The sequence below is a fragment of the Halomicronema sp. CCY15110 genome (assembly GCF_016888165.1).
Taxonomy (GTDB): domain Bacteria; phylum Cyanobacteriota; class Cyanobacteriia; order Phormidesmidales; family Phormidesmidaceae; genus Halomicronema.
Window position 1 is genome coordinate 44513 of the sequence record NZ_JACSWC010000431.1, and the last position, 13016, is coordinate 57528.

The window sequence follows — 13016 nt, forward strand, 5'->3', positions numbered from 1 at the left end:
TAAAAAAGGGCTAATCGAGAGGATTTCTATTATAGTTATTTCTACCAAAAATGACTGGTTGACGGGGTTTCTGAAGGGTCGATCATCGGGGGCAAGAGTGCCCGATCAATCCATCAGCGATTATTCATCAGTCCCCATACATCAGTGGCCGTTGGCGACGCCAGTGGTCTGGGTATGCTGAAGTGAGATAACCGCTTGACCGAAATCACACACATTCCAGCGCTTTCCTGCTGAGATAGCTTAGTGTGAACCTTGGCGATCGCCCATCAGGTTTTCTGGGCCAACGGGACAGTGGCAAGAGCGGGCTGATCCCCCCCCTTTGCCGGGGACTTACTCACCCATCCTTCCAAATTCTTTGGAAAGATAGGTGACAGTACAAAGACTATCGCTATACTCGTTAGCATCTTGTCGAAAGGGTTCCTGAAACGAGAGCGGTCAATGGTTTTGGAACGTTTAGGTAGGCATCGGCATGTTTAATGCAACTGAGATTCTCATCTCTGATTTCGTCGAAAAGCTGCGCGCCGGATATCACCGTACTTACGGCGGCTTGAATCCCGACTACGAAGACATCATTGCCTGGGCGGGCAGCATGGCTTTAGAGAATATTGCCAATAGCGATGCCCTGTACCACAACGTAGAACATACGATCTTGGTTACTCTAGTGGGCCAAGAGATTCTCCGGGGCAAGCAAATTCGCGAAGGTGGGGTGGGCACTGAAGATTGGTTACATTTCATCATTTCGCTGGTGTGCCACGACATTGGTTATGTCAAGGGCGTGTGCCGGATGGATCGCGATCGCGAACATCTTTACGCCACGGGTAACGGCGAAGAAATGGTGGAACTCAGCCCGGGGGCATCGGATGCGTCGCTGACTCCTTACCACGTCGATCGCGGCAAGCTCTTTATCGAAGAACGCTTTGGCAAAAATCGGCTCATTGATGCCGGCATCATCAAGCGCAACGTTGAACTGACTCGATTTCCGGTGCCCAAGGAAGAAGATCATCAAGACACCCGATATTTTCCGGGATTAGTTAGAGCTGCTGACCTGATTGGGCAGCTGAGCGATCCCCGCTATCTGAAGAAAATTGGGGCACTGTTCTATGAGTTTGAAGAAACCGGCCAAAACAAATATCTGAACTATCGCCATCCCGACGACCTGAAGCACAACTATCCCAAGTTCTACTGGAATGTGGTGCATCCTTACATTCAAGATGGCTTGCGGTATTTGTCGCTCACCCAGGAAGGCAAACAAATCATTGCCAATCTATACTCAAATGTGTTTATGGTTGAGAACGAAAAAAGCGTTGTTCCAACCTAGTTCATCTTTGAGGCCGGCATGACCTGGTGGCAAAAGCTTCGGAAGAATTCTCTGGCGCAGGTGGGAGCCCTCATCCTGCTGGTGTTTTATCTCACCGTGTTCTTGGCAGAGTTCACCGCGCCTTACGATCCTTACTTCTCGGCACCGAGTGCTTCGCTGCTGCCGCCGACGGAGGTGTTCTGGCGCAACCAGACGACGGGTGGGTTCATCGGGCCGCATGTGTATCCCACCACCCAAGGCCCCGTGTCGATCGAGACGGGCGATCGCGAGGTGTTTGTGGATTTTGCGCAGCCTAGCCCCATTCGGTTATTTGTCCAAGGCGACGAATATCGGTGGTTGCGCGTCATGTTGCCTCTGCCGACGCAGTTTTCCTTATCGGAGCCGGGTTTCCAAGAGGTTGAGCTCTTTCCCGGTATTCCGGGCAACATCCATCTGTTCGGTACGGTAGGTTCCGGTCGGTGGCATATTTTAGGGACGGATGAGCAGGCCCGCGACCAATTGAGTCGTTTAATTCACGGTGGTCGCATTAGTCTCAGCATTGGCCTGATTGGTATTGCGTTGACCTTTCCGCTGGGGATGTTGGTCGGGGGCATTGCTGGATATTTTGGCGGCTGGATTGATGCCGTCTTAATGCGCCTGGTGGAAGTCATTATGACGATTCCCGACATTTTCTTGTTAGTGGCGTTGGCGGCGGTGTTGCCAGCGACGTTATCCAGCACCCAGCGCTTTTTGCTGATTATTCTGATTACGTCTTTTGTCCGCTGGACGGGACTGGCGCGGGTCGTTCGCGGTCAAGTGCTGTCTTTGAAATCGCAGACCTTTGTCACGGCCTCACAGGCAATGGGCGGTCAATCGATTTACATCATTGTGCGCCATATCCTGCCACAGACGGCCACTTACGTCATCATTTCGGCGACCTTGGCGGTGCCCAGCTTTATTGTGGCTGAGGCGGTGCTGAGCCTGATCGGCTTGGGCATTCAGCAACCCGATCCGTCGTGGGGCAATATGTTGTCTTTAGCGAGTAATGCGTCAATTTTGGTACTGAATCCCTGGTTGATCTGGCCGCCCGCGATTTTGATTGTGTTGACGGTGCTGTCGTTCAATTTGCTGGGCGATGGTCTGCGCGATGCGTTAGACCCCAGGAGTTTGCAGACGTATGATTAAGCGCTTACAGCTGCTGCTGACGATAGCAGTCTTACTCTTTGGTCTGACGGGATGCGGCCATTGGAAAGCGGCGATTCCGCATCATGTGGTGACGGCGGCAGTGACGCGGCAAGCCCAGCAAGAACAAGTCGATTTGTGGCGACAGTTATCCGCTGATGGTGGGTCATTGCCGCAACTGTCGGTGAACCGTGTGCAGGTCAGTCGGGTGCGCCAGGTGCAGGTGGCTGATGAACTGGCGTATGAAGTGACGGGCACGTATCGGTACAAATTGCGCTACCCGCAGCGATCGCCCCTAACCCAAGCTCAGGTGCCATTTTCAGTCATTTTGCAGGAGTCTTTAGCGGACGAACAATGGCAACTTTTGGCAGTAGAAGGTTCGCTAAAAGCACCGAAGGCTTGGCATTGGCGATCGCTAAACGAACCAGCGGCTTAATATTTTGAGCGGCGATCGGCTCTTCTAATAATCGCCTCAATTGCTTGGGGCTAGGGGAGCTGAAAAATTGTCCGCAGATTCCCCTGAGTTTACTGGGCTTAACATTTGCGCCATATTTGCGCCATTGAAAAATAAAAAGAACTGTGATGTCTTGAATGTTTCTGGCCCGCTGCGGCCATGATGGTCGCTAATGTTGTACTTGATGGCTGTACTCACCCTGGTCTCCCCCTTAAGAACTATGGAATACCAAACCCAGTGCAAAGAGATTCGTTGTCCCATTCAGTTTGTGTTGGGAATTGTGGGCAGCAAATGGGCAATTCTCATTTTGCGGGAACTCTTTTCAGGCAGTCGCCGCACCCACGAATTTTTAGACGCTCTGCCGGGCATTAGCACCAAAACTCTGACGGCCCGCCTGCGAGAACTCGAAAGTTATGGGCTCGTCGATCGCAAGGTGTTTCCTGAGGTGCCCCCTCGGGTCGAGTATTCGCTCACGGCCAAAGGGTTGGAAATTCAACCTTTGATGATGTCGCTGAAGCAATTGGGCGAACAATGGCTGGAGCAAGAGTCTTGCGACTGCCCGATGGATCCCGATGCTTTGGTGGGCTCGAAATCAGTCTCGGTGTAGGCGGGAGGCTTTAGGCAGGATAGTGACGCGGCTGCTCCCTTGATGAATACAATTCGGTCGCGCTGCCGGTCCCTGATCGCCAGATTTCAGACCTGTAGGGGCGCACTCGTCCGCCAGACCTCACAGGGCATCGTAATTATGTTCGGTCTGTGGTGCGATCGCAGACAGGTATCCGGCCTCAATCGCTGTTAAGCGGATAACTATTGGGATGTCGCTAGGCCCGCTGGCCCTGGTGAGGATATTTACACCACATACAATCGGCAGGCATCAAGTACACTAGAGACCAGTAAAAGAAGCCTGCTATCTACAAGGAGTCGATTAGATAAATGGGATCTTCATTTGTCGGAATGTTTGCTCAGGCATTTTCAACATTCTTGAACATATATTTTGTATTGCTGATTATTCGCATTTTGCTGAGTTGGTTCCCCAATGTGGACTGGATGAGTCAGCCATTTGCGACCCTGAGTCAGTTAACGGATCCTTACCTCAACTTGTTCCGGTCACTGATTCCCCCGTTGGGCGGGATTGATTTTTCCCCCATCTTGGGCTTTTTAGTGCTGCAAGTGGTTCGAGGTGGGGTCAGTCAAGTCGCAGCGACGATGGCATATTCCACTTTTTAAGCGGCGCTTGCAGCATTTGAGGCTGCCGCCCCCGCCTCCGCCTCACCATAACTGGTCAGATCCTGTTGTCTGGCCAGTCATTTTTATTGTTTACTGACGGCTAAATATTGTGACTACTGCGATCGCGGATACCCCCACCTACGACTGGTCAGCTCTGTTGCAGCAGATCATCGACCAGCAATCGTTGACGCCCCCGCAGGCCGAAGCCCTGATGCGGGGTTGGTTGCAAGAGGAGATTCCCCCGGTGCTGTCTGGTGCTTTTTTGGCGGCGATTCAGGCCAAAGGGGTATCCGCAGCGGAACTCGCGGGGATGGCGCGGGTGTTGCAGGCCCAATCGTTAGGCGGTGAGTCCGCCGATGCCGATTTGCCCACGCCCCGCATTGATACCTGCGGCACGGGGGGCGATGGCTCTCACACGTTCAATATTTCCACCACGGTAGCCTTTGTGGCGGCGGCGGCCGGGGTGGCTGTCGCTAAGCATGGCAACCGTTCAGCATCGAGCAAGGTGGGGTCAGCAGATGTGCTGGAAGCCCTAGGTATCGACCTGAGCGCCCCTCCCGAAAAAGCCAAGGCCGCTCTGAAAGAAGTGGGCATTACCTTTTTGTTTGCCCGAGGATGGCATCCGGCGATGAAAGCGGTCGGCCCGCTGCGCAGTACGTTGAAAGTGCGTACGGTGTTTAACCTACTCGGCCCATTGGTGAATCCGCTGCGCACGACGGGGCAGGTGATCGGCGTGTTTGACCCGTCTGTCATCACGCCGATGGCGGAAGCGTTGAACCAGTTGGAAGTGCCGCTGGCGATTGTGCTGCACGGTCGTGAAGGTTTAGATGAGGCGGGACTAGGTGACAGCACCGAGCTGGCGCTGCTCGAAAATGGCACGGTGACGGAGAAGGTGCTGAATCCGCGCGACTTTGGATTGATGTCCGCAGATAAATCTGCCTTGCGAGGCGGCGAGTTAGACGAAAATGCCGCTATCATGCGGGACTTGTTGCAGGGCAAGGGCACCCAGGCTCAGCAAGATGTCGTGTGCTTGAACGCCGCCCTGGCGCTGAAGGTGGCGGGACGCACCCAGGGCGATAGCTTTGAGGCGGAAATTGAGAACGGCATTGAGCAGGCGCGATCGCTGCTGCAAAGTGGGGCCGCTTGGGAGAAAGTTGAAGCCTTAGTGACCTTCCTGAAGAAGCATTAAAACTTACTGATCAAGCTAGTATTCCGTCGGGACGGCGCAAAAATTTTAAGAGTTTTGAATATCGGCACTGAGTTAGTGAAAATCCGCGAGTATTTAGGCTCAGGGCCATACATTCTGAACTTTGAGGCGATAGGCATGACCAATCCTGACGGCAACAAAAGCGATAAAAAAATCATTGCGGGCGTCTTAGGTATTCTTTTAGGGGCACTCGGCATCCATAAATTTGTGTTGGGCTACACTACCGAGGGGCTTGTGATGCTGCTAGTCACGGTGCTGACCTGCGGCTTTGGAGGAGCAGTAATGGGTATTATCGGGTTGATTGAGGGCATTATTTACCTCACCAAAACCGATGAAGAGTTTGATGCGACATATGTACAGAACAAAAAAGGTTGGTTCTAAGAGGATGCTTTAAAGGGATTGCTTTGCTTAACAACAAAGATGACCTAAACCCCTTGGGATTGGGCTGAATCGGTTCTTGCATCCTTAATGTTTTGAGCTGCCTTAGGTACAAAACCTGGGCTAGAGAACTTTTCAAACCCTCTCCCACCTAGCTATCGCTCTAACTAATCGAATGCTGATACGAATGCTGATATGAAGCTGCGCTCACGCTTTGGTTCCTCGACACCTCCACGACAGGGCTGGAGCATGCCATTGGAGGTGATTGCATTACCCCAGTTACGATCGCCCTTTTGGCGCATCGTGACACTGACGACCTTCGCGAGTCCCTTAGCGATCGCGGTGGGGGTGAGTCATTGGGGGCTGCGGTTTCCGTTTCCGCCTTGTCTATTTCAGTGGGCGTTTGGGTTTCCGGCTCCGAGTTGTGGGCTAACGCGATCGGTGCTGGCGCTGATGGCGGGGGATTGGCCGCGATCGCTCAGTTACCACCTGTTTGGCCCAGTCTTTGTGGTGTTGGCTACGGCGCTGACGCTCGCCACTAGCTTTGAACTCATTACTCGGCGCTCCCTCGTCCAGTGGTATGAAGGGCTATGGCAATCGCGGGCCGCCGTCATCCTTTTGGGTCTATACGTGACGTACTATGGCGTGCGCCTATGGATTCGGTACACTGTGCCCGCTCTGCCTTGGGGGTTAGATGATGCCGTCGTCTGGCAGCAGTTGGTCGCGGGGGCCGTGGCCCTGTAATCACGCTCCGTTGCTCCTTCTGCTTGACCGTAACTGTAAATCGGAAACCCTTGATGCCGAGATTCAATTTGCCCGTAAAGTTAGGAATTATCTTGACGAGCGCGGCCTGCTTGGGGACGCTGAGCCAGGTAGAGGTGCCACTGTTGGCAAAGCCGTTTGTACTGCTGCTGCCGCTACAGACGGCGGCTCTGGCCTATGTGATTTGGTATTGGCGCGATCGCTCTCATGCTCCCACTAATGACCCATCAAGCAATCCTTCAGCACTCGATCGGCGGGCGATCAGCGGTCATCGGCGCGGATGACGCTAGCTGGAATGGCCGTGTCAGGCAATGCCTCCAATCCCACAGTCTGCAGGAGTCAAGCGATTTATCCCGGCTCATTTCAGCCGTGATCCCCGCTGTCACTGCCCTTGGCGATGTGACAGTCCTGCTTGCCTTTAGTCAGTGTTGATTTCGGCGGTGTAGCAAGTCCAGTCAGAGCGGGTCAAGGTTTTGCCACAAACCGTCGGTTGATGATTACCTTGATAGGCCACGTAGTTAAAGACCAGTAGCGGCATTCCCAAGGGCACTGTCAAATGTTCGCTCAGTTCGTAGGTGGCCGGAATGCTCTCTAAGGTGACCTTGGCCGCATTGAGGTCGATGCCATTGGCTAGCAGCGTGCTGTAGGTAAATCCTGTCTGTAGCTGCGCTGACAGGGTTTTGCCAATGGCTTCTGGATAGTAGGCAATGTCTAACGCAATGGGTGACTCATCTGCGTAGATGATCTTTTCTTGCCAGTACACCTCGGCGCTACGGGTGGAAAGCTGTAAACGATGACTGATTTCTGGACTGGCTTTGATGCGCTGAAACCGGAGTGAATGCACCCGTCCTTGATAGCCTTGCTGCTTCAGCGCGGCATCAAACGACATCAGTGGATTGGACATGGAGAACGTGATTTTGTGCCGCTCAGTGACAAAAATGCCCTTCCCTTGCTGAGTCGTCACGAGCCCTTGTTGGATGAGGTTGGCGATCGCTCTTCGCACCGTCGTCCGACTTACCCCAAACGCTTCCCCTAAATCAAATTCGCTAGGTAAGCGTTCACCCGGTTCATATTTGCCTGCCTCAATCTTTGCTTTGAGTTGCTCAGAAATTGCCACATGCAAAGGTTGGTTATCCGCTTCTAGCCGACTCGGCACCATGGAACTTGTCATCACCTGTTGACCTCTGCTGGCATCTTATCGGAAAAATAGGGACTAAGTGAGTGATGGGTCGGTCGGGGGGGAATGGCTGGGGCTGCTGAAGCTCCGCTGGACAGAGCAGATTTCTGCCTTCACGTCCAGATCGTGTAGGCCGGACAATTCCCGCCCACCCTGTCACTTAAGTTCGACCGCTCGATTGTACCCTCTCTCCCACCGCTCTCTCAGTGGCGATCAAGAACAGCCCAGTAGCATGAGCAGTCATTGACGGCCCGATCGCCCCCGAAATGTCCTCATCCGGGGAACCTTGGCACTTCGGCATGTCTCTAGAATGAGGCAACACAGGGGGCAATATGGCAGTTTGAGGTTGGCAGAACTGGGTGTAGTTGGGAGCGAACAACGTAGGAGATGAGGGCGACAACCGGCAATTGCGCAATCGGGATGCCCTCAGACCACTGGCCCCCAATCGCCAGCCGCCGTCCCAAATCAGGAGGCCCAGCCAGCCGCCAGGGTGTGGCCCTGGCCGGGACGATTCACCCAAATTTGTCGTGCTGTTGCGCCCATTCCCGTTTAGACTTTCTAGCAACTCTTTTGCTCAAGCGAAGGTCTACTCACCGAGTCTCTGATGTCCTTACCTGCTCAGTCATCCTTGCCCAGCGATCGCGCCACTGAAAAAGCTGATCTGCGCCGTCGATTGCTCAAAGCTCGACAGGCCATTCCTCCCCAACAATGGCGACAAAAGAGCGATCGCCTCTGCGCCCATCTGCAAACCTGGCCCACCTTTCAAACGGCTCGCTGCATTCTCGCCTATTGCAGCTTTCGCAATGAGCCCGATCTCAGCCCGCTGATGGACCATCGGCGTTATTGGGGATTACCCCGCTGCGTGGGCAAACAAATGGTGTGGCACCAGTGGCTTGGGCCGCAATCCTTGCAGACTGGCAAATACGGCATTACCGAACCCGTTGGGATGGCCCCCGAAATTCACCCCGATATGGTGGATTTGATTTTGGTGCCAGCGGTGGCTTGCGATGTCACAGGCTATCGTCTGGGCTACGGCGGCGGCTATTACGATCGCCTGTTGACCAAACCCCAATGGCGACGGAAACCAACGGTGGGCATTGTCTTTGAATACGCTCGGCTGCCCAAGCTTCCCCGTGATGTCTGGGATCGCCCTATGCAAGGCATTTGCACCGAGTCGGGCCTCTTTTTGAGGGATTGACCCAAGCGGCGTGGAGTCGAGCGATCGCCTCCTAATGCTTCGACTCGTTGACGGTGATGGCTGCACCCAAGAGCAAGCCGTCGTTAGGTTCGTTGCTCATGCACCGCCTGAGCCCTGTATCACAATGGTTTTGCGTTTGAATGTGGCACTTTGTCATTCAGTCAGTCGTAGCAAACTAATTTCTCCCGTCATGTCGATGCGATACTGCCAAGCCGTGACAGCCGCCTAATCGGCGAAGCATTGAGGGCGAGGGATGAAACAGACAGACTAAATTTCGTCGTCTTGCACACCCTGCACAATGCGTGAGAGTTCGCTTTTCTCATCTACCGTAATGCGCGTTGGCGAACCGCTGATAACGCGCTCTAGGTTGCGGAAGGAATCTTTGATGTCAGGGCCACTATCCGTAATCTGATACTCGCGAATGCCCTTATCGTGCCAAGAACCCCGCATTTTGAAGACGTTGAGGGCTCGCGACATCTCCCCGCGAACTTCCACATACTGCAACATCAAAATGGTGTCGGTAATGGTGGAAATGTGGGACTCCGTAATGGAGTGCAGCCCCATGAACTGCTCGGTGGTGTTGGTAAAAAAGCCGGTAATTTCTTCTTGCTTAGCGTAACCCGTTACCCCAATCACAAACTGCCGGAAAGAGCTGTTGCTGACACCCCGATCCAATGCGGAGAGGGAATCGATCGCAATCCGTGACGGCTTAAATTGGGAAATTTGCGCTTTGATAATTTGCAGGTGATCTTCCAGACCTGCCGATTCGGGGTAGGCGCAGAGAATTTTCAGTAGTCCCTGCTGCTCCAGGTCTTCAAAATCGATGCCCCAAGATGTAGCGTTGCGCAGCAACTGAGCGCGAGACTCTTCATAGGCAAACAGAATAACTTTTTCGCCATTGGCACAGCCGTTTTCTAAAAACTTGCTGACCAAGAGCGTCTTGCCCGTGCCGGTGGCTCCCGTCGCCAAAATGATGGAATCGCGGAAAAAGCCGCCGCCACACATTTCGTCCAAGATCTTGACGCCCGACGATACCCGCACATTGGACGATTTCTGGGTGAGGCGCATCGCCCCCAGCGGAAAGATATTGATCCCGTTATCGATAATCGTGAAGGGATATTCTCCCTTCATGTGGGTGGTGCCCCGCAGCTTCAAAATCTCCAGGGTGCGTCGCCGCCGCTCGCCTTCCAGGACGTTGCGGAAAATGATCACGTTATCCGATACAAATTCTTCTACCCCATAACGGGCGACTGGGCCATATTCATCGATCCGCTCTGTCGTCATCACGCTCGTGACGCCCATTGACTTAAGACGCGCCGATAGTCGAAAGATTTCTCGCCGTACGACTGAGGCCGCATCGTACTGCTGAAAGATCGCTGTGACTGAGTCAATGGATACTCGCTGCGCCTTATATTTGCGAATGGCGTATTGGATGCGCTCAATCAGGGCTGACAAGTCAAAGTTGCCGACTACGTCTTGGCCTTCAGGGTCAGGAGACGCATCGAGGATGAAGAGCTTGCCATCGTCGATCAGCTTTTGCAGGTCCCAGCCAAAGCTCAGGGCGTTCTTGACAATATCGGCGGGCGATTCTTCAAAGGTGACAAATACTCCAGGCTCGTCAAAATGTACGATGCCCAAATATAAAAACTGAACGGCCATCAGGGTCTTCCCCGTCCCTGAGGTGCCGCTGACCAAGGTAGTCCGGCCTACAGGCAAACCGCCGTGACTAATATCGTCAAACCCTTCAATTAGGGTGCGAATTTTAGCAATACTGTTAGAGCGCGTAATTGAGTAGATATCAATGTCGGGAGGTTGACTCATGGAGTTTATAAAACAGCCTTAATTATTAACTGGCAAAGAGTTATTGAAAGTCACACTCAAGCCATAAGCCTATCGCGATCGCGGGATATTGAAAACCGCCATGGATCAGTCGCTAGGCTGTGGTTTGGATGGCCTGGACAGGGGTAAAAAGGGAGGGGACAGAGCCGTTATCTCCCTAGTTGTAGAGATCATCCTCGCGGAGTTCTTCGTACAGTAGATCGAGCCCAATCAACACCCGCTCGCGATCGGACAAGTCGCCAATGATCTTACGGACTGGCGGGGGCAGAATCTTGGCCAAGGTGGGCGTCGCGAGAATCTTGTCTTCTTCGGCGAGCTGCGGATTTTTCAGCACATCAATCACTTTGAGGGCATAAACGCCTTGGAATTCTTGTTCCAAAATTTGATTGAGTGTCTTCAGTGCTCGTACTGAGTTCGGCGTGTTGCCGGCAACATACAACTTGAGGACGTAGGTTTTCTTGGCGGAAGGCATTGATTTATTAACCAAAGTTAAGGGAACAGGTTTAAGCACTGACGGCAAAATATGCCAGATGACCAGCCTCAGTCGCTCAGGGGGCTGCCCATGGGGATTGGTTATAGACTGCTGAGGAGAGCGGGGCAGTCTCTCATGAAATCCACCGCAGTCACCTTGCGAACTCTAGATCAAACGCCTTAATTGTGGGGCTGATCAAACGTTTATCGATTTTCCCCAAACTATCAAGGCACCTTAAAAGGTAACTGATCTGGGCTACTTTTTTTAGAATTGTTGGGCAATATGGATGGCCCAAGGCGATCGCCAGTGGCGCTGATGAAAGATGCCTGCTGGGGAGTGTGACCGATGGCGACTGTGTAGCTTGCGGCGAGTCAGACACGGTATGGCAGCCGTAATTCTCAGCGGGACATAGCGCCCATTCGCCCTGGCATCAGGTAACCAGGAGCATGGGCCGCGTGATCGACGATGTCTGGGTGCGATCGCCACCGGCAGCAGGGCATCGGCACCCCTGGGTGAACGCCCAACTCACTCCGAATATTTTAGACAATCATGCCTCAAGGGGGCGTTACAAGTCAGTGCAAAAAAACTCTGGAGGCCAGCATGATCGAGCCCGTACGCATGTCATGGGCTCAGGGCAGTGTTCTCTTGCGGCCGGGATTTGATAACTAAATGATGGCAGACCCTAGTTTATTTCAGGAGTGCGGGCGCGGTCATGATGATCCCACCAGACCTCTGAAAGTAATTGATGACGCGCCCTAGTGAATGAACTGTTTATAGTTTTGGCTCAAAAATAATGCTTTCTCGGCATCGCGACGGCGCACTAAGCCAGGCAACGTGGTCCCACCGGCTTTTACCCAGCGTGTAAACTCATTAGCCGCCCCTGGGTAATCGCCAGCATTGAGTTTACGCAGTAATGTCGAATTGCCAAAAGCCCCCAGACCAACGTTGAAGCTAAAGGACACCAGCGCCGAAAATTGATCGCTATTGAGGGCAACGTTCACGCGATCGCGCACCCCCGCTTCAAACAGTTCCAAATCCTGTTTGAGAATGTCTTCCGCCTCTTGTTCAGAGATGACCATACCGGCCCGCACCTGTGGATCTCCTGCCGCCGAAGTATGGCCGTACCCAATCGTCCAGATGCCGACAGAATCCTGATAGGCTTGCAGCCTCCGGCCTTCAAAATGCTTGATGATTTCCAGCCCGGCGTCATTGATCTGGTCAGTTCCCGAGATCTGGTCAGTTTCCGAAGCTGCGGTCGACGGTGGCGGGGTTGGTGTTGGCTGCGGTTCCTCTGTCGATTCGAGGGCGACTGTCATCGCTCGAGGATAATCTTCTCGCATAAACCAGGAGCGCACTGCCTGGATGTTCAGGACTTGCTCATCAGGATTCGACTTTGAGGGATGCTTCGTTAATCGGGAAACCCAATACCCGCCCTCCATTAAGTAGATCGCTTGATTTGTTTCTTTAATCCAGGTGCCCATGGGGATGTTTCCTGAAATGCACAGCCAAAAATCTAGTCGGAATCGAGACCCCAACTAAAAGCAAATATTGCTAATAATTTGGCCTCATGTTGTCGCTGCCTCAGTCTAGTACAGCTCAGCGTAAATTCACCCACCCATGGCCCACTCTTTAGACATCTTCAGAAATAACAATCGAGAGAGAATGAGCTAAGCCGGATTAACCGTTATTACGATGAAACAGAGCTTCTTCAACCAGCTTCTATACCTGATGCAAACCCGCCCTCTTCAGGGCAAGCGAATGCTGGGACTAGCTCCAGAGGCGCTGTGGGAACTCTGGCAACGGATTGCTGAACAAGACGAAGC

General features: G+C 53.2%; 14 protein-coding genes. 10 read left to right on the forward strand and 4 right to left on the reverse strand.

Features of this window, described 5'->3' with window-relative positions; translation table 11 throughout:
• The first annotated feature begins 469 nt into the window (after window positions 1–469).
• From JUK32_RS24635 to JUK32_RS24675, 9 genes are all read left to right on the forward strand, one after another.
• The gene (locus tag JUK32_RS24635; protein ID WP_204141523.1) at window positions 470–1318 is read left to right on the forward strand and encodes an Npun_R2479 family HD domain-containing metalloprotein; all 849 of its coding nucleotides are present in this window, start codon (window positions 470–472) and stop codon (window positions 1316–1318) included.
• Window positions 1319–1336: 18 nt separating this feature from the next.
• The gene (locus JUK32_RS24640) at window positions 1337–2482 is read left to right on the forward strand and encodes an ABC transporter permease (protein ID WP_204141524.1); all 1146 of its coding nucleotides are present in this window, start codon (window positions 1337–1339) and stop codon (window positions 2480–2482) included.
• Window positions 2475–2915: a hypothetical protein gene (locus JUK32_RS24645; protein ID WP_204141525.1), complete on the forward strand. Its 441-nt coding sequence runs from the start codon at window positions 2475–2477 to the stop codon at window positions 2913–2915. The genes JUK32_RS24640 and JUK32_RS24645 overlap by 8 nt, the downstream gene beginning before the upstream one ends.
• A 238-nt stretch (window positions 2916–3153) precedes the next feature.
• A complete protein-coding gene (locus tag JUK32_RS24650; RefSeq protein ID WP_204141526.1) occupies window positions 3154–3540 on the forward strand; it encodes a helix-turn-helix domain-containing protein in 387 nt (128 codons plus the stop codon).
• 326 nt (window positions 3541–3866) lie between these two features.
• Window positions 3867–4160, forward strand: coding sequence for a YggT family protein (locus tag JUK32_RS24655; protein WP_375541605.1), 294 nt, complete (start codon window positions 3867–3869; stop codon window positions 4158–4160).
• 106 nt (window positions 4161–4266) lie between these two features.
• On the forward strand, window positions 4267–5349 hold the full coding sequence (gene trpD / locus JUK32_RS24660) for an anthranilate phosphoribosyltransferase (RefSeq protein ID WP_375541607.1): 1083 nt from the start codon (window positions 4267–4269) through the stop codon (window positions 5347–5349).
• Between the two features lie 135 nt (window positions 5350–5484).
• On the forward strand, window positions 5485–5748 hold the full coding sequence (locus JUK32_RS24665; RefSeq protein WP_204141542.1) for a TM2 domain-containing protein: 264 nt from the start codon (window positions 5485–5487) through the stop codon (window positions 5746–5748).
• A gap of 258 nt (window positions 5749–6006) precedes the next feature.
• Entirely contained in the window at window positions 6007–6489 is a 483-nt protein-coding gene (locus tag JUK32_RS24670) for a DUF2752 domain-containing protein (protein WP_204141527.1), read from the forward strand.
• Between the two features lie 92 nt (window positions 6490–6581).
• A complete protein-coding gene (locus JUK32_RS24675; RefSeq protein ID WP_204141528.1) occupies window positions 6582–6791 on the forward strand; it encodes a hypothetical protein in 210 nt (69 codons plus the stop codon).
• A 134-nt stretch (window positions 6792–6925) separates the two neighbouring features.
• Here the strand turns inward: JUK32_RS24675 and JUK32_RS24680 are convergent, their stop codons facing one another.
• Complete coding sequence (locus JUK32_RS24680; protein WP_239113044.1) at window positions 6926–7678, reverse strand: GntR family transcriptional regulator; 753 nt, start codon at window positions 7676–7678, stop codon at window positions 6926–6928.
• 610 nt (window positions 7679–8288) lie between these two features.
• Between JUK32_RS24680 and JUK32_RS24685 the strand changes: the two genes are divergently transcribed.
• Window positions 8289–8882: a 5-formyltetrahydrofolate cyclo-ligase gene (locus JUK32_RS24685; protein ID WP_204141529.1), complete on the forward strand. Its 594-nt coding sequence runs from the start codon at window positions 8289–8291 to the stop codon at window positions 8880–8882.
• Window positions 8883–9149: 267 nt separating this feature from the next.
• Here the strand turns inward: JUK32_RS24685 and kaiC are convergent, their stop codons facing one another.
• The 3 genes from kaiC to JUK32_RS24700 form a co-directional block, all read right to left on the reverse strand.
• Window positions 9150–10703, reverse strand: coding sequence for a circadian clock protein KaiC (gene kaiC, locus JUK32_RS24690; RefSeq protein WP_204141530.1), 1554 nt, complete (start codon window positions 10701–10703; stop codon window positions 9150–9152).
• 175 nt (window positions 10704–10878) lie between these two features.
• Window positions 10879–11193 carry a circadian clock protein KaiB gene (gene kaiB, locus JUK32_RS24695; protein ID WP_204141531.1) on the reverse strand — a complete coding sequence of 105 codons (315 nt, stop codon included), beginning with the start codon at window positions 11191–11193 and terminating at the stop codon, window positions 10879–10881.
• Between the two features lie 755 nt (window positions 11194–11948).
• On the reverse strand, window positions 11949–12674 hold the full coding sequence (locus JUK32_RS24700; protein ID WP_204141532.1) for a lysozyme: 726 nt from the start codon (window positions 12672–12674) through the stop codon (window positions 11949–11951).
• Between the last annotated feature and the right edge of the window lie 342 nt (window positions 12675–13016).

What these genes read in the sequence shown, in the direction of transcription:
- JUK32_RS24635 (WP_204141523.1), top strand. Translation starts at nt 470, where the DNA reads ATGTTTAATGCAACTGAGATTCTCATCTCTGATTTCGTCGAAAAGCTG.
- JUK32_RS24640 (WP_204141524.1), top strand. Translation starts at nt 1,337, where the DNA reads ATGACCTGGTGGCAAAAGCTTCGGAAGAATTCTCTGGCGCAGGTGGGA.
- JUK32_RS24645 (WP_204141525.1), top strand. Translation starts at nt 2,475, where the DNA reads ATGATTAAGCGCTTACAGCTGCTGCTGACGATAGCAGTCTTACTCTTT.
- JUK32_RS24650 (WP_204141526.1), top strand. Translation starts at nt 3,154, where the DNA reads ATGGAATACCAAACCCAGTGCAAAGAGATTCGTTGTCCCATTCAGTTT.
- JUK32_RS24655 (WP_375541605.1), top strand. Translation starts at nt 3,867, where the DNA reads ATGGGATCTTCATTTGTCGGAATGTTTGCTCAGGCATTTTCAACATTC.
- JUK32_RS24665 (WP_204141542.1), top strand. Translation starts at nt 5,485, where the DNA reads ATGACCAATCCTGACGGCAACAAAAGCGATAAAAAAATCATTGCGGGC.
- JUK32_RS24680 (WP_239113044.1), bottom strand. Translation starts at nt 7,678, where the DNA reads ATGACAAGTTCCATGGTGCCGAGTCGGCTAGAAGCGGATAACCAACCT.
- JUK32_RS24685 (WP_204141529.1), top strand. Translation starts at nt 8,289, where the DNA reads ATGTCCTTACCTGCTCAGTCATCCTTGCCCAGCGATCGCGCCACTGAA.
- kaiC (WP_204141530.1), bottom strand. Translation starts at nt 10,703, where the DNA reads ATGAGTCAACCTCCCGACATTGATATCTACTCAATTACGCGCTCTAAC.
- kaiB (WP_204141531.1), bottom strand. Translation starts at nt 11,193, where the DNA reads ATGCCTTCCGCCAAGAAAACCTACGTCCTCAAGTTGTATGTTGCCGGC.
- JUK32_RS24700 (WP_204141532.1), bottom strand. Translation starts at nt 12,674, where the DNA reads ATGGGCACCTGGATTAAAGAAACAAATCAAGCGATCTACTTAATGGAG.